This window comes from Nocardioides oleivorans (assembly GCF_004137255.1).
GTDB lineage: Bacteria > Actinomycetota > Actinomycetes > Propionibacteriales > Nocardioidaceae > Nocardioides > Nocardioides oleivorans.
In genome coordinates this window covers 2,872,196-2,887,378 of record NZ_SDWT01000001.1, presented here as the reverse complement: position 1 = coordinate 2,887,378, position 15,183 = coordinate 2,872,196, and the positions used below count along the sequence as shown (strand labels likewise).

The following is a 15,183-nucleotide window of genomic DNA, read 5'->3' as shown; positions in this document are numbered from 1 at the left end:
CTCAGAGGCGGGCGGCGATGGCGTCCCCGACCTCGCTCGTACGACGACCCGCACCCGGCGCGCGCTCGGTGAGGTCGGCCAGGACGGCGGCCTCGATGCGAGCGGCGGCCTCGGGGTGGCCGAGGTGGTCGAGCAGCAGCGCTCCGGAGAGGATCGCGGCGGTCGGGTCGGCCTTCTGCTGGCCGGCGATGTCGGGAGCCGAGCCGTGGACGGGCTCGAACATGGAGGGGGCGGTGCGGTCCGGGTTCACGTTGCCGGAGGCGGCCAGCCCGATGCCGCCGGTGATGGCAGCGGCCAGGTCGGTGATGATGTCGCCGAAGAGGTTGTCGGTGACGATGACGTCGAAGCGGGCCGGGTCGGTCGCCATGAAGATCATGGCCGCGTCGATGTGCATGTAGTCGGTCGTGACGTCGGGGAACTCCGCGGCGACCGTCTCGAACAGGCGCCACCAGAGCGAGCCGGCGTTGACCAGGACGTTGGTCTTGTGGACCAGCGTCAGCTTCTTGCGCGGGCGCTTCTGGGCCCGCGCGAAGGCGTCACGGACGACGCGCTCGATGCCGTAGGCGGTGTTGACCGACACCTCGGTCGCGACCTCGGCCGGCGTGCCGACGCGCAGCGCGCCGCCGTTGCCGGTGTAGGGGCCCTCGGTGCCCTCGCGGACCACCACGAAGTCGATGTCCCCCTTCTCCAGCACGTGCTCGGCCAGGGGTGAGGTCGAGCCGGGGAGCAGGCGGGAGGGTCGCAGGTTGACGTAGTGGTCGAGCTCGAAGCGCAGGCGCAGGAGCAGGCCGCGCTCGAGGATGCCGGGCGGCAGGTTCGGGTCGTTGGGCTTGCCGCCCACCGCGCCCAGCAGGATCGCGTCGTGCCCGCGGATCTCCGCGAGCACCGAGTCGGGCAGCACCTCGCCGGTCGCGAGGTAGCGCTCGGCGCCCAGGTCGTAGCGCGTCGACTCGAACTTCACCGGTGAGGCGACCTCGAGGACCTTGAGGGCCTCCGCGGTGACCTCGGGACCGATCCCGTCGCCGGGGATGACGGCGAGGGTCGAGCTGGCGGTGGGCTGCTGGGTGTCGGACATGCGGCAGAGGCTAGTTGTCGTCCGGCCACTGGCCGCCGTTGTCTCGCAGGTCAAGCGCGGTCTGCACCGCGCTGGCGGTGTTCTCGGCGCTGTGCGGGTTCTCGGGGTCGTGGGCCGACGGGCCCCAGCTGTCCGGGTACAGGTCGTACATGGGTCTCACTCCTGGAGAGGTGGTGTGAGTCCGAAGCCACCGACACCGCGGCGGGTGGGGAAGCGAGGGGTTGCGGGGATCGCCCGGCCCGGCTGCCGGCCAACGAGCGTGCGGATCGCGCAGGGACTGCGTGGACCCGCCACGGAGGCGACGGCTTCGAACCCAGAGGGAAAGCTCTGGAACGAAAGGCCAGGGGGCGGAACCTCGTCAACGCCGAACACCGCGACGAGGTGGCCTCTCTGTCAGGCCTCGCCGCGGCGATCGATAAGTACGAGGAACGTCCGCATGGTGCGTCGACTGTACGACCGCGCTCCGGCTGCCCGCACCCGGATTCGCGAAACGTGTCAGATCGTGAGATGTCAGATCGGTCCGTGGGATCGGCCCCGCGGGATGACAGACTCGGCGACCTCATGTCTGCTCCCCCGGATCTCCCCGACATCGTGCAGCGCGCGTTCGACGTGTGCCGCCAGGCCGGCTACGTCGCGTTCTGCCGCAACGAGACCGGCCGCCTGCTCGCGACCCTCGCCGCGACGCGCGGCGGGACGATGGCGGAGTTCGGCACCGGCTGCGGCGTCGGCACCGCGTGGCTGCGCAGCGGCGTACGCAACGGGGCGCGGATCCTGACCGCCGAGCTCGACGAGTCGCTCGCCGGCGCAGCGGCGAAGATCTTCACCGACGACGACAAGGTCGAGGTGCTCGCCGCCGACTGGAGCGTGCTGCGCGAGCACGGCCCCTTCTCGCTGCTCTTCCTCGACTCCGGCAGTCCGTCGGAGGTCGGGGTCGACTCGATCATCGACCTCGTCGAGCCGGGCGGGATCGTCGTGCTCGACGACTTCGCGCCGTGCGAGTCGTGGCCGCCGATCGCCCACGGCCGGGTCGACACCCTGCGTGAGCAGTGGCTCACCGACGAGCGGTTCACCGCCGTCGAGGTGATGGTGGCCGCCGACGCCTCGACGGTCATCGCCACCCGCCGCTGAGCCCCTAGTCGTAGAAGTTCACGTCGCCCAGCACGACGCCGGCCGCTGCGGGGTTGGGCTTGCCGCGCGGGTCGTGCTGGATCCCGATGACCTGGCGCTTGCGGGTGCCGTCGGCGTACGACATCTCGATGACGCCGGTGCTGACGACCTTGTAGGTCCCGCGCTGGTCGGCCGGCGCGCTGCTCCAGCTCTGGCCGAGGCCGGGCCAGCTGCCGACGGAGAAGCCGCCCTCGACGAAGCGCTGCTGCGTGTCCATCGTCAGGTAGTCGGTGTAGGAGGTGCAGGTGATCGCGCAGTAGCCCGACCAGTTCTGGTGGTAGAGGTCGAGCGCCAGCTTCGTGCCCTTCTTCGGCAGGGTCAGCGGCTCGAGGCGGAGCTTGTCGGCGTAGGCCGGGTGCTTGACGGTGAAGCCCTCCGAGGTGACCTTCGCCTTCTGCTTGCCGAGCTTCAGCATGCCGGTGCGCGGGTTGTAGGAGTAGCGCTGGCACTCCTTCACCGACGCCGAGCACCGGGGCTTGCGCCCCTCGGCCCAGCCGGTGTAGGCCCACTTCGCGTCGACGAACCAGATCGCGTGGTTGATCCAGCCGGCGTTGGACTGGAGGTTGGTGTCCTCCCAGCCCCACCAGTAGGTGCCAGTGAGCTTCTTCGGCGTGGTCGGCTTCGGGGTGAGCACCACGACCGTGGTCGCGGTCGCGGTGGCCGCCGCCGGGTCGGTGACGGTCAGCGTGAGGGTCCGCGGCTTCGGTGCGTTCGGCTTCTTGCCATTCTTGCCCTTCGGCTGCTGGAGCCGCACGTCGAGGTCGAGGTATTCCGTCGAGCGGTCGTCCATCGCGCCGACGACGACCGTCTTCGTCCGGATCTCGATGCCGGCACCGCTGGCGGTGAGGCGCACGGCCGTCGCCGGGCCGCGTGAGGTGTTGCGGACCTCGAGGCGGACGGTGGCCCACCTGCCCTTCTTCGCGCCGACCATCGCGTCGTCGGGCTCGACCTCGAGGACCGGCTTGTAGGTGTCGGTGAGGTCGCCGGCGAACGCCGTGCTCAGGACCGCGCCACCCGGGGCGTTGACCGTGACCCGCGCGAAGGCGCACTCCAGCAGCGTGTTGCGGAGCCGCGGGTGCGCGGCGGTGGCGATGGAGAGCTGGTTGCCCGACACGGAGACGGCCGCGGCGACCGGTTCGCCGTCGACGAACTGGGCCTGCGCCTGGCCGGGGACCGCCGCGGCGACGAACTGGGTCTGGCAGGCGCCTCCGGACCACGTCCCGACGTACACCGCGACCACGCTGCCGGGGTCGGGCGCGCCGTTGAGGGTGGCCGTGCCGGTCATCGTCTGCGCCTCGACGTCGACGAGCACGTCGACCACGGCGAGCTGCTGCGCGGGGGTCGACCCGGCCGCGTGCTGCACGTCGGTGAGCTGCGCGGTGCGGCGTACGACGCCGTCCTCCGCCGAGTCCGCACGCAGGTGGGCGGCGCCGGGCACGGCCCCCTCACCCCTCTTCTGGAGGGGCGTCTCGAAGGAGCCGTCGCGGGTCGCGCCGTCGACCGCGACCGCTGGCGCACCACCCCACGCCAGGGCGAGCAGCAACGGCACGGACACGAGCATGCGACTGACGCGCACGATTCCCCCCACGGGTAGCGACCAAGGCTCCCCTTCCTATCCCGGACGTCTCACCGAGGGCATCCGTCGAAAGGTTGAGGGTCGGCTGGTTGGATGAACGGCATGGCCAAGAAGAAGGCAGCCCCCCGGAAGCCGGCGCTGCTCACGGTCCGCGGGATCACCCGGAAGTTCGCCGAGCGGACGATCCTCGACGGGGTCGACCTCGACGTCCGCGCCGGTGAGGCGGTCGGCGTGGTCGGGCCGAACGGCAGCGGCAAGTCGACGCTCCTGCGCTGCATCGTGGGAGCCGACGAGGCCGACGCGGGCGAGTCGACCCTGGCCGGCACCGTGCTGGACGAGCGGCTGCCCGAGATCCGCGCGGACCTGGCGATCGTGATGGACGACATCGACTTCTTCCCGGACCTCTCCGTCGTCGAGCACCTCGACCTCGTCGCCCGCGCGCACTCCCAGGCCGATGCGGAGGAGGTGGTCAACGTCGTGCTCGCCGAGGTCGGGCTGATGGAGGTCTCCGGACAGCTGCCCTCCACGCTGTCGTCGGGCCAGCGACGACGGCTCGCGCTGGCGAGCGCGTTCGTCCGCCCCCGCAAGCTGCTCGTGCTCGACGAGCCGGAGGCCCGCCTCGACGTGGAGGGCGTGACGTGGCTCGGCGACAAGCTGGTCGCGGAGAAGAAGGCCGGGCGCGCGGTGCTGCTGGTCAGCCACGACCCCGGCCTGGTCGAGCGCGTGTGCGACCGCGTCGTGCGCCTGGGCCCGGCGCCGGAGCCTGCCGATGTCGACTGAGGTCGTCCCCGATCCCACCGAGCCCATCGAGCCCACCGAGCCCACCGAGGTCCCGTCCGCACGGGAGATCCGGCAGGAGATCCGCGACTGGCGCCGTGGTCGCGCCGAGCTGAAGTGGGGCGAGGCGCTCTCGGACGCCTACGTCGGGCTCTTCTGCGTCGTGATGATCGGGGCGATGGCCGGCAACGTCGTGCTCAACCTCCGCCAGCTGGCCGACGAGACGTGCACCGGCAGCTGTGGGGAGGTCCGCTCGGCCGCCCCCTGGCTCGTCGCGCTGGCCGTCGCGCTCCTCGCGCTCGGCATGTCCCGGCTCCTCGGGCCCGTGTTCAGCCCGCCCGCGTCGAACAGCTGGGTGCTGAGCTCGCCCGTCGACCGTGGCGGGCTGCTGCGTCCGGGCTGGCTCCGGACCACCGCGCTGACCGCGGTCGGCGCCGCGCTCCTGCTCGTCGCCCCGGCCGTCCTCAGCGGCTTCGCGTGGCACGAGGCGGTCGTCTACCTCGTCGCCGGCAGCGCGACGGCGCTGGCCTGCGTCGGGGTCGCGGCGCTGTCGCAGGTGCACGAGGACCCGATCTCGCGCTGGCTCACCTGGCTGGTCACCGTGGTGCTCTGGGTGGTGCTGGGCCTGTCGGCGACCCACGAGCTCGAACGGCTGCCGGCGGTGTCGCCGAGCCTCGTGCTGGCGGTCGCAGTCGCCATGGCGGTCGTCGCCGTCCTCCTCGCGTGGCGCTCGGCCACCGCGGTCGGCAAGGTCTCGCGTCGGGTCCTCGGCCAGACCGAGCACCTCTCCCCCAGCCTCTCGGGCGCCCTGTCGTCGGTCGACCTCGGACTGATGTACGACGTGCTGCTGGCGCGCCGCTGGGGGCGGGGCGCGCACGTGCGGAGCCACACCGGAGGCCCGCTCGGCTGGGGAGCCCTGGTGCACCGCGACTTCCGCCGGGCGCTGCGCACGCCGCAGCCCTACGTGCTGCTGGCCGGGCTCGTGCTCGTGCCGTACGCCGCCGCCGAGGCCGACGCGGGAAGGGCGGTCGTGCTGGCGACGACGTTCGCCGGGGTGCTCGGTGGTCCTGCGCTCTGCGTCGGGCTGCGGGTCGTCGTACGGACCCAGGGGTTGGCGCGGATGATGCCGTTCCGGCGGCAGCGGCTACTGCTCGCCCACCTCGTGGTGCCGGGTGCGGCGCTCATGCTCTTCGCGCTGGCGACCACCCCCACGCTGGTCGACGAGGTCTCCGGCGGCGGCGCGGTCAACCTCGCCATCGCGTGCGGCCTGTCGTCGATCGCGGCCACGGTGCGCTGGATCACCGGCAAGCCGCCGAACTACGCGGCCCCGATGGTGAGCACCCCGGCAGGTGGGGCTCCGACCGGCATCATCTTCAGCGTGCTGCGCGGCTTCGACGTGTGGGCGATCACCGCCCTGCCGCTGATGTTCGGGCAGGGCGGGATGCTCTTCTCGACGATCATCAGCATCGGCGTGATCGCCTTCCTGACCTCCGACGGGATCCAGCAGCCGCCGCAGCAGCCGGCCCGCCAGCCGTCGGGGAAGCCGACCATTCGGTAGGCGCTCAGCCCTCGTCGGGCCGCATCACGTCGACGGTGAGCCAGGGCAGCATCAGCTGGGTGAGCGGCCCGATCGCGAGCGCGTAGACCACGGTGCCGATGCCGAGTGTGCCGCCGAGCAGCAGGCCGATCACGACGACGGCGACCTCGAGGCCGGTGCGGACCAGCCGCAGCGAGAGGCCGGTCCGGCGGTGCAGGCCGGTCATCAGGCCGTCGCGCGGGCCACGGCCGAGCTGGGCGCCGATGTAGAGCGCGCTCGCGAACCCGCAGAGCGCGACGCCGCCGATCATCAGCGCCACCCGGGCGACGATGCTGTCGGGGCGGTCGAGCACGCCGAGGGTGGCGTCGGCGGAGAGGCCGACCACGAGGGCGTTGCTGATGGTGCCGAGGCCCGGCATCTCCTTGAGCGGGATCCACAGCACGAGGACCACGAAGCTGAACAGCACGACCGCCTGCCCCAGCGTCATCGGCACGTGCTGGATGAAGCCGGAGTGCAGCACGTCCCAGGGCGCCAGGCCGAGCGCGCCGCGGACCATCATCGCGAGCGAGACGCCGTAGAGGACCAGGCCGACGTAGAGCTGCGGCAGGCGGCGCGCGAGCCGCCCGGCCCTCAGCTGGGCGATCGGGCCGAGGTCGACGAGGACGCTGCGCGGTGCGTGGGTGGTGCCGGTGGGAGAGGTCGTGCTCATGCCACCAGTCTGACGCCGATTGGCCTTGTTCGACATAGCCAATCGTGGAACAGTGGCCTGCATGAGCCGCGTCATCAGTGCCCAGCGCGTAGCCACTCTGACGGGCGACTTCCCCCGCTCCCCCGCCTACCTCGGCCTCGCGGAGAGCCTGCGGGTCCTCATCGGCGACGGCCGGATCGGGGCCGGCGTACGGCTGCCGAGCGAGCGTGACCTCACCGGCGCGCTCGACGTCTCCCGCACCACCGTGACCCGGGCCTACGAGGTGCTGCGCGAGTCGGGGTACGCCGAGGCGCGGCGTGGGTCGGGCACGTTCACCACCGTGCCGGGCGGGCAGCGCCGCTCCCACGACCGGGCCCTGATGCCGGGCACCGGCGGCGACGACGTCATCGACCTGAACTGCGCGGCGCACTCGGCGCCGCCCGGGCTCGTCGAGTCCTACCAGCGCGCGACCGAGCAGCTCCCGGCCTACCTGGGCGGGCCCGGCTACTTCCCCCTGGGCGTCCCGGCGCTGCAGGCGCGGATCGCGGCGGCGTACGACGCCCGCGGGCTGCCGACGGTCCCGGAGCAGGTCATGGTCACCGCCGGGGCGCTGGCGGCGGCGTCGATCGTGGCGCAGGCGTTCACAGCGCCGGGCGAGCGCGTCGTGGTGGAGTCGCCGACCTACCCCAACGTGACGCAGGCCATCCGCCACGCCGGCGCACGCTTGGTGCCGGCCGCGGTCGACCCGGACGGGTGGGACCTCGACGCGCTGGCGGCGACCATGCGCCAGACCTCACCGCGGCTCGCCTACCTGATCCCCGACTTCCAGAACCCGACCGGTCACCTGATGTCCGACGCGCAGCGCGAGGAGCTCGGTGCGGCGCTGGCCCGCTCGCGCACGACCGTCGTCGCCGACGAGGCGCACCAGGCGCTCGCCCTGGCGCCGGGCCTCGCCGCCGCGATGCCGCGGCCGATGGCCGCGTACGCCGACGGGGCGATCACGATCGGCAGCGCGAGCAAGTCCTACTGGGGCGGGCTGCGCCTGGGCTGGGTGCGCGCCGACCTGGCCGACATGGACCGGCTCATCCAGGCGCGGATCGGGCTCGACCTCGGCGCACCGGTCTTCGAGCAGCTGGTGCTGGCCGACCTGATGGACCGCGCCGACGAGGTGCTGCCGGTGCACCGCGAGCGCCTGGTCGTCGGTCGCGACACGCTCGTGGCCGCCCTGGGCGAGCACCTGCCCGCGTGGCGCTTCCGGGTCCCCGACGGCGGCCTCGCGCTCTGGTGCGAGCTGCCCGAGCCGCTCGGCACGGCGACGACGGCCGAGGCCGAGCGCCGCGGCGTCGTGGTCGCTCCCGGGCCGGTCTTCGCGGTCGAGGGTGGGCTCGACCGCTACGTCCGGATCCCGTGGACCGCTTCGCCCGACGACCTCGTGGAGGCCGTACGACGACTCGCGGCCGCGTGGGAGCACGTCAGCGCGGACGCACACCGGCCGGCGAGCCCGCGCTCGGGACGCGGGTCCACCGGCCGGGTGATGGTGGCCTAGGACCGACCGGTCAGGCGGGCGTGTCCGGCAGGAGAGGTCAGGACAGGTTGACCGCACGCACCGAGGCGGCCCGCATGGCCGACTCGATCTCGGCGAGCGTGTCGGCCGGGATGGCCGAGTCGACGCTCAGCGCGACGAGCGCCGCACCGCCCTGCTCCTGGCGCGAGACCTGCATCCCGGCGATGTTGACCGACGCCTCGCCGAGGATGCCGCCGATCACGCCGACCATGCCGGGGCGGTCCTCGTAGGTGAGGAACGCCAGGTGGGTCGCGGGCTCGAGGTCGACGTCGAAGCCGTTGACCTCGACCAGCCGCTCCTTCTGCGCGAGGCCGACCAGCGTGCCGCTGACCGAGACCTGCGTGCCGTCGGCGAGGGTGCCGCGCAGCGTGATCAGGTTGCGGTGGTCGGGGCTCTCGGCCTCGGTGAGGAGGCGGACCTCGGTGCCGCGCTCGGCCGCGAGGAGCGGTGCGTTCACGTAGGAGACCTGCTCCTCCACGATGTCGGCGAAGACGCCCTTCAGCGCGGCCAGCTCGAGCACCTTGACGTCGTACTCCGTGATCTCGCCGCGCACCTCGACGTCGAGCTGCTGGGCGGTCTCGCCGGCGAGGGCGGTGAAGACGCGACCGAGCTTCTCCGTCAGCGGGATGCCGGGGCGCACGTCCTCGGCGATGACGCCGCCCTGGACGTTGACCGCGTCGGGGACGAGCTCGCCGCTGAGCGCGAGCCGGACCGACTTCGCGACGGCGATGCCGGCCTTCTCCTGGGCCTCGTCGGTGGAGGCACCGAGGTGCGGGGTGGCGACGACGTTCTCGAGCTCGAAGAGCGGGCTGTCGGTGCACGGCTCGGACGCGAAGACGTCGAGGCCGGCGGCGGCGATCTGGCCGGTCTTGAGCGCGTCGTAGAGCGCGGCCTCGTCGACGATGCCGCCACGCGCGGCGTTGACGAGGACCAGGCTCTGCTTGGCGCGGGCGAGCTGGTCGGCGCCGATGAGGCCGACCGTCTCCGGGGTCTTGGGCAGGTGGACGCTCATGAAGTCCGACTCCGCCAGGAGGGTGTCGAGGTCCACGAGGCGCACGCCCATCTGCGCGGCGCGACCGGCCTGGACGTAGGGGTCGTAGGCGATGACCTTCATCCCGAAGGCGCTCAGCCGCTGCGCGACCAGCACGCCGATGCGACCGAGGCCGACGATGCCTACGGTCTTCTCGTAGAGCTCGATGCCGGTGTACTTCGAGCGCTTCCACTCCCCGCCGCGCAGCGCGGCGTGGGCCGGGCTGATGTGGCGGGCGGCGGCCAGCATCAGCGCGACGGCGAGCTCGGCGGCGCTGACGATGTTGGAGGTCGGCGCGTTGACGACCATGACGCCGGCCTGGGTCGACGCCTTGACGTCGACGTTGTCGAGGCCGACGCCGGCGCGGGCGACGACCTTGAGGCGGGACGCGGCGGCGAGCGCCTCGGCGTCGACCTTGGTCGCGGAGCGGACCAGGATCGCGTCGACGTCGGCGATCGCCGGGATCAGCTCGGCGCGGTCGGCTCCGTTGCAGTGGCGGATCTCGAAGTCCGGGCCCAGCGCCTCGATCGTGGCGGGGCTCAGCTCCTCGGCGATGAGCACGACGGGCTTGACGGGTGCGTTCACAGCGGGGTCCTCGAAGAGTTCAAAGGTTTGTGCGTGGACTGCACGACGCTGTGCGGATCCCACAGTACCCGCGCCCTCCTGCCCGGTCACAGGCTCCCCACATGTCGGACCCTGCCGCCATAGTGGGCACATGGGAGCGATGGACGACGCGGAGCGTCTGGAGGCGAGCACCGCCGCCGAGTGGAGCGACTGGCTGCGCGAGCACCACGCGCAGCCCACGGGGGTGTTCCTGGTGAGCCCGCGCAGGGCGGCCGAGCGCCCGTTCTCCTACGAGGAGGCCGTGCTCGAGGCGCTGCGCTACGGCTGGGTCGACTCGACGGTGAAGCCCGTCGACGAGGCGCGCACGATGATGTGGTTCGCCCCGCGCCGCCCGGGCAGCATGTGGACCCGCATCAACAAGGGCCGGATCGCCCGGCTGGAGGAGGCCGGCCTGATGGAGCCGGCCGGCGAGGCCGCGGTCGCGGTCGCGAAGGAGACGGGCATGTGGACCCTGATGGACGAGGTCGAGGACCTCGTCGTGCCCGACGACCTGGCCGAGGCCTTCGACGCCCGTCCCGGCGGCCGCGAGCACTGGGACTCGTGGTCACCCTCGGCACGCAAGATGATCCTGACCTGGATCGTGCTCGCCAAGCGGCCCGAGACCCGCGCCACGCGGATCGCCACCACCGCCGAGAAGGCGGCTCAGGGGGTCAAGTCGCAGCCCTGACGCGGGCACGCGTCAGATGGCGCAGCCGTCGGGCCCGCAGGCCTCGCCGGCGTCCCCGGTCGCGAGCACCTCGATCTTCGGGTGCGACTCCGACCAGGCCCTGTCCAGCACCTGGCTGAACACCTCGGTCGGCTGGGCGCCCGAGACGCCGTACTTCTCGTCGATCACGAAGAACGGGACGCCGGTCGCGCCGTAGGCCTGCGCCTGCTCCACGTCGGCGTGCACGTCCTGGGTGAACTCCGTGCCGGCGAGCACCTCGTCCACCCGGTCGGCCTCGAGCCCGGCGGCGACGGCGACCTCGCGCAGCACGGCGTGGTCGGCGACGTTGCGCGCCTCGGTGAAGTAGGCCTTCAGCAGCGCCTCCTTCACCTCGCCCTGCAGCTCGTTGCCACCCTGCTCGTGGGCGAGGTGGATGACGCGGTGGGCGTCGACGGTGTTGAGGTGCAGCGTCTCGGAGAGCCGGTAGACCAGGCCCTCCTCGGCGGCGACCGCCTCGACGCGGTCCTGCATCTGCTTCGCGCCGTCGGGCGACTGGCCGTACTTGCGCGACAGCATCGCCGCGGTGCTCTCCGTCGGCACGGCCGGGGCGCCGGGGTCGAGCTCGTAGGAGCGCCAGTGCACCTCCACCTCGTCGGCGTGCGCGAACCCGGCCAGGGCATTCTCGATCCGGCGCTTGCCGATGTAGCACCACGGGCAGACGACGTCGGACCAGATCTCGATCTTCACGTCCGCCCCAACGCCGCGCGCGGGCCGCGTGTTCCCGCCGCTCAGGCCTCCTGGCGCGCGACCGTCGTACGCCGGAGCAGGTAGCCGCCGGCCAGGCCGATCAGCAGGGCGAACAGGACGCCGAGGTTGGCGAACGCCCACGCCCCGTCGCGCCCGCCGAGGCCGAGCGGGCCGAGGAGGTAGCCCTGCCAGTTGTTCCACGAGGCGTCGTCGGAGAACGAGTTGATGACCAGGCCCCAGCCGACGACCGAGCCGACGACCATCGTGCCGATCGCGGCCCAGTCGACGTCCCCGTAGCGGCCGCGGGCGTCGAAGAGCGCCTCGTCGTCGTAGTCGCGCCTGCGCAGCGCGATGTCGGAGATCATCACGCCGGCCCAGGCTGCGAGGGGCACACCGAGGGTGATGAGGAAGCTCTGGAACGGGCCGGCGAAGTCCTCGGCCACGAACACGACGTAGAACGTGCCGAGCGTCAGCAGCACGCCGTCGACGGCGGCGGCCTGGGGACGCTTGAGCTTCACACCGAGGGAGAGCAGCGTCAGCCCCGACGAGTAGATGCCGAGCACCGCGCCGCTGACCAGCGAGAGGATCGCCGCGAGCAGGAACGGGACGAGGAACCACGTCGGCAGCAGGGTGGCGAGCGTGCCGATCGGGTCTCCGGCGACTCCGTCCAGGATGTCGGTGGACGATCCCGCGAGCGCGAGGCCGAACAGCACCAGCACCACCGGCGCGAGCGCCCCGCCGGCGGTGTTCCAGGCGACGATCGAGGGACCGGACGCCGTCCGCTTCTGGTAGCGCGACCAGTCCGCGGCGATGTTGATCCAGCCGAGCCCGAAGCCGGTCATCACCATCACCAGCGCACCGATCACGGACTGCATCGAGCCGGACGGGATGTCCTGCACCGCGCTCCAGTCGATGTCGTCGAGGGTGAGCACCATGTAGAGCACCGTGACGATGCCGGTGATCCAGGTCAGGACCGACTGCATCCGCATGATGATGTGGTAGCCGGCGACGCTGGCCGACACGATCAGCGCGGCCACCACGACCGCTGCGACGACCTTGGTGCCGGTGCCGCCGCCCCAGCCGAGACGGGTGAAGATCGTCGAGGTGGCCAGCACCGCGAGGATCGCGAGGAAGGTCTCCCAGCCGATGGAGACCAGCCACGAGATCACCCCCGGCACCTTCTGGCCCTTCACCCCGAACGCGGCACGGCTGAGGATCATCGTCGGCGCGGAGCCGCGCTTGCCGGCGATCGCGATGATCCCGCACAGCAGGAACGACACCACGATGCCGATGACCGACACCACGACGCCCTGCCAGAACGAGATGCCGAAGTAGAGGACGAAGGAGGCGTAGCTCAGGCCGAAGACGGACACGTTGGCCGCGAACCACGGCCAGAACAGGTCCTTGGGCTGTGCGGTCCGCTCGGACTCCTCGATGATCTCGATGCCCGTGGTCTCGACGCCGAGCCGGCGGGTCTGCTCGAGGCCGGACGTCTTCGACGCTGTATCGCTCATACCCGAATCGTCGCGCACGCGGGCCCGTGGCGGAAGCACCGTGCGTGTGGTGGACGTCGCGTAGGTTGCGGCGCATGAAGGTCGTGGTCGCCGGAGGATCGGGAGCGCTGGGTCGTCGGCTGTGCGCCGACCTGGCCACGGCGGGCCACGAGGTGGTGGTCCTGACCCGTCGGAGCCGGCCGGGGCCGCACCGCCAGGTCGTGTGTGACGGCCGCACCGTCGGGGCGTGGCGCGAGGAGCTCGACGGCAGCGCGGTCGTCAACCTCGCGGGCGAGCTGGTGGACCGCCGGCCCACCCCGGCCAACGTCGCGCTGCTCACGTCGTCGCGCGTCGACCCGACCCGGGCCTTGGTCGAGGCGAGCGCCACCCTCGACTCTCCCGTGCCGGTGTGGGTCCAGGCCAGCACCCTCGCGATCTACGGCGACGCCGGCGACGCGGTGCTGGACGAGTCGGCGCCGCCCGCGGACGGTCCGCCCCAGATGGCCGGCGTCGCCCGCGCGTGGGAGGAGGCCGTCGTCGGCGCGCACGCCGACCGGGTCGTCGTGCTGCGGACGGGGATCGTGCTCGACAACGACACCCCGGCGCTCGACCGCCTCTGGGGACTGGCTCGGTGGGGCCTCGGCGGGCGCGTCGGGCCGGGCACCCAGTGGATCAGCTGGACGCACGTCGACGACTGGCTCGCCATCGTCCGGGCCGCGCTCGAACCCGGCTCCGCCCTGTCGGGAGTCGTGCACGCGACGGGACCGGAGCCGGCGCGCAACACCGACCTGATGGCCGCGCTGCGCCGCAGCCTCGGCCGGCCGGCCGCCCCGCCGACCCCCGCGTTCCTCGTCCGCGTGGGCGCGGTGCTCCTGCGCACCGACCCCGCCCTGGCCCTCACCGGCCGGCGCGCGATCCCGGCGCGGCTGCTTGAGAGCGGCTTCGAGTTCTCCCACCCCGACCTGGACGGGGCGCTCGCCGACCTCCGTCGGCGTCAGGCGAACAGGGCCTGACCGACGTGCTCGCCGGGGCCGATGCCCGGCGGCACGGCGAAGAGCGCGGACCCGGTGAACTTGAGGTACTCGGCGAGGGCGTCGGTCTTCGACATCATCAGCTGCACCGGGATGAAGTGCGTGTCGGGGTCGCGGACGTAGGCGATGAAGAACAGACCGGCGTCGAGCCCCCCGAGCGCGTTGGAGCCGTCGACGAAGTTGTAGCCGCGACGCAGCATCCGGACGCCGCCGTTCATGTCGGGGTGCACGACCCGGACGTGGGAGTCGACCGGGATGACCGGCTGGTCGTTGCTGCCGGGCATCGAGAAGTCGGGCTCGGTCATCTCCTCACCGCCGGAGAGGGGGGCACCGGTGCCCTTGGTGCGGCCGATGAAGGACTCCTGGTCGCCCAGCGGCTGACGGTCCCAGATCTCGATGTTCATGTTGATCCGGCGGGCGACGAGGTAGGACCCACCGGCCAGCCACTCGGCTGCGTCGTCGTCGCCGGAGCCGACCCACACGTGCTCGTCGAGCGCGGCGGTCTCCTCTGCCTTGACGTTGGCGGTGCCGTCCTTGAAGCCGAAGAGGTTCCGGGGCGTCGACTGGCTGGTCGAGGTCGTCGAGGTCCGGCCGAAGCCGAGCTGCGACCAGCGCACGGACACCGTGCCGAAGCCGATCCGGGCGAGGTTGCGCACCGCGTGCACCGCGACCTGCGGGTCGTCGGCGCAGGCCTGGATGCACAGGTCGCCGCCCGAGCGCTCCGGGTCGAGGACGTCGCCCGGGAAGTGCGGGAGCTCGCGCAGCACCTCCGGCTGCCGGTCGGCGAGGCCGAACCGGTCCTTGCCGTCGGCGTCGCGGAAGAGCGAGGGTCCGAAGCCGAAGGTGATCGTCAGGCCACTGGCCGGCAGGTCGAGCGCCTCGCCGGTGTCGTCGGGAGGCAGGTTCACGTCGCCGTCGACCGCGCCGCTGCCGGCGGGCTCGCCCCTGGTCATCTGCTCCGCGGCCGTGGTCCAGGCCTGTAGCAGCGCGACGAGGTCGTCACGCGAGTCGGTCACGACGTCGAAGGCCGCGAAGTGCAGGCGGTCCTGGGCCGGGGTGACGATGCCGGCCTGCCGCCGGCCGCGGAAGGGGTACGTCGACCGACGGGGGTCGCCGCCAGCGTCGGGCGCTGCGGCCTCGGCGGTGGCCCGCCCGGCGACGTACGCACCCGCCACGCCCGCAGCGGCAACCCCGCCGCCCAGCAGGCCGCGTCGGCTGACGCGGCTGC

At 72.5% G+C, this 15,183-nt stretch carries 14 protein-coding genes; 6 read left to right on the top strand and 8 right to left on the bottom strand.

Translation table 11 applies throughout. The annotated features are described in order from the left end of the window. Position 1 precedes the first annotated feature (1 nt). Together EUA93_RS13800 and EUA93_RS21625 are read right to left on the bottom strand one after the other, a co-directional pair. A complete protein-coding gene (locus EUA93_RS13800; RefSeq protein ID WP_129400657.1) occupies positions 2-1,075 on the bottom strand; it encodes a 3-isopropylmalate dehydrogenase in 1,074 nt (357 codons plus the stop codon). Positions 1,076-1,085: 10 nt separating this feature from the next. Continuing rightward, a complete protein-coding gene (locus tag EUA93_RS21625) occupies positions 1,086-1,226 on the bottom strand; it encodes a hypothetical protein (RefSeq protein ID WP_165355161.1) in 141 nt (46 codons plus the stop codon). A gap of 410 nt (positions 1,227-1,636) precedes the next feature. Here EUA93_RS21625 and EUA93_RS13795 point away from each other — a divergent pair, with 410 nt between their 5' ends. Next, positions 1,637-2,203, top strand: coding sequence for an O-methyltransferase (locus tag EUA93_RS13795; protein WP_129400656.1), 567 nt, complete (start codon positions 1,637-1,639; stop codon positions 2,201-2,203). 4 nt (positions 2,204-2,207) lie between these two features. Here EUA93_RS13795 and EUA93_RS13790 read toward each other — a convergent pair whose 3' ends face one another. Continuing rightward, complete coding sequence (locus tag EUA93_RS13790) at positions 2,208-3,818, bottom strand: hypothetical protein (RefSeq protein WP_129400655.1); 1,611 nt, start codon at positions 3,816-3,818, stop codon at positions 2,208-2,210. Positions 3,819-3,920: 102 nt separating this feature from the next. On the opposite strand from EUA93_RS13790, the gene EUA93_RS13785 reads away from it, so the two are divergent. After that, the gene (locus EUA93_RS13785) at positions 3,921-4,598 is read left to right on the top strand and encodes an ABC transporter ATP-binding protein (RefSeq protein WP_129400654.1); all 678 of its coding nucleotides are present in this window, start codon (positions 3,921-3,923) and stop codon (positions 4,596-4,598) included. Next, positions 4,588-6,153: a DUF6297 family protein gene (locus EUA93_RS13780; RefSeq protein WP_129400653.1), complete on the top strand. Its 1,566-nt coding sequence runs from the start codon at positions 4,588-4,590 to the stop codon at positions 6,151-6,153. Before EUA93_RS13785 ends, EUA93_RS13780 begins: the two co-directional genes overlap by 11 nt. Positions 6,154-6,157: 4 nt before the next feature. Here the strand turns inward: EUA93_RS13780 and yczE are convergent, their stop codons facing one another. Continuing rightward, positions 6,158-6,841 carry a membrane protein YczE gene (gene yczE / locus EUA93_RS13775; protein ID WP_129400652.1) on the bottom strand — a complete coding sequence of 228 codons (684 nt, stop codon included), beginning with the start codon at positions 6,839-6,841 and terminating at the stop codon, positions 6,158-6,160. Between the two features lie 61 nt (positions 6,842-6,902). Here yczE and yczR point away from each other — a divergent pair, with 61 nt between their 5' ends. After that, positions 6,903-8,366, top strand: a complete 1,464-nt coding sequence (gene yczR, locus EUA93_RS13770; protein WP_129400651.1) for a MocR-like transcription factor YczR — start codon at positions 6,903-6,905, stop codon at positions 8,364-8,366. Positions 8,367-8,403: 37 nt separating this feature from the next. Here yczR and serA read toward each other — a convergent pair whose 3' ends face one another. After that, entirely contained in the window at positions 8,404-9,999 is a 1,596-nt protein-coding gene (serA, locus tag EUA93_RS13765) for a phosphoglycerate dehydrogenase (RefSeq protein ID WP_242497371.1), read from the bottom strand. A 130-nt stretch (positions 10,000-10,129) separates the two neighbouring features. Here serA and EUA93_RS13760 point away from each other — a divergent pair, with 130 nt between their 5' ends. After that, positions 10,130-10,705: a YdeI/OmpD-associated family protein gene (locus tag EUA93_RS13760; protein ID WP_129400649.1), complete on the top strand. Its 576-nt coding sequence runs from the start codon at positions 10,130-10,132 to the stop codon at positions 10,703-10,705. A gap of 12 nt (positions 10,706-10,717) precedes the next feature. Here the strand turns inward: EUA93_RS13760 and EUA93_RS13755 are convergent, their stop codons facing one another. Further along, a complete protein-coding gene (locus EUA93_RS13755; RefSeq protein ID WP_129400648.1) occupies positions 10,718-11,431 on the bottom strand; it encodes a DsbA family oxidoreductase in 714 nt (237 codons plus the stop codon). Positions 11,432-11,472: 41 nt separating this feature from the next. After that, positions 11,473-12,945: a purine-cytosine permease family protein gene (locus tag EUA93_RS13750; RefSeq protein ID WP_129400647.1), complete on the bottom strand. Its 1,473-nt coding sequence runs from the start codon at positions 12,943-12,945 to the stop codon at positions 11,473-11,475. Positions 12,946-13,019: 74 nt separating this feature from the next. On the opposite strand from EUA93_RS13750, the gene EUA93_RS13745 reads away from it, so the two are divergent. Next, positions 13,020-13,937: a TIGR01777 family oxidoreductase gene (locus tag EUA93_RS13745; protein ID WP_129400646.1), complete on the top strand. Its 918-nt coding sequence runs from the start codon at positions 13,020-13,022 to the stop codon at positions 13,935-13,937. Here the strand turns inward: EUA93_RS13745 and efeB are convergent. Further along, positions 13,919-15,130, bottom strand: coding sequence for an iron uptake transporter deferrochelatase/peroxidase subunit (gene efeB / locus EUA93_RS13740; protein ID WP_242497370.1), 1,212 nt, complete (start codon positions 15,128-15,130; stop codon positions 13,919-13,921). The two genes, EUA93_RS13745 and efeB, sit on opposite strands and share 19 nt — an antisense overlap. Between the last annotated feature and the right edge of the window lie 53 nt (positions 15,131-15,183).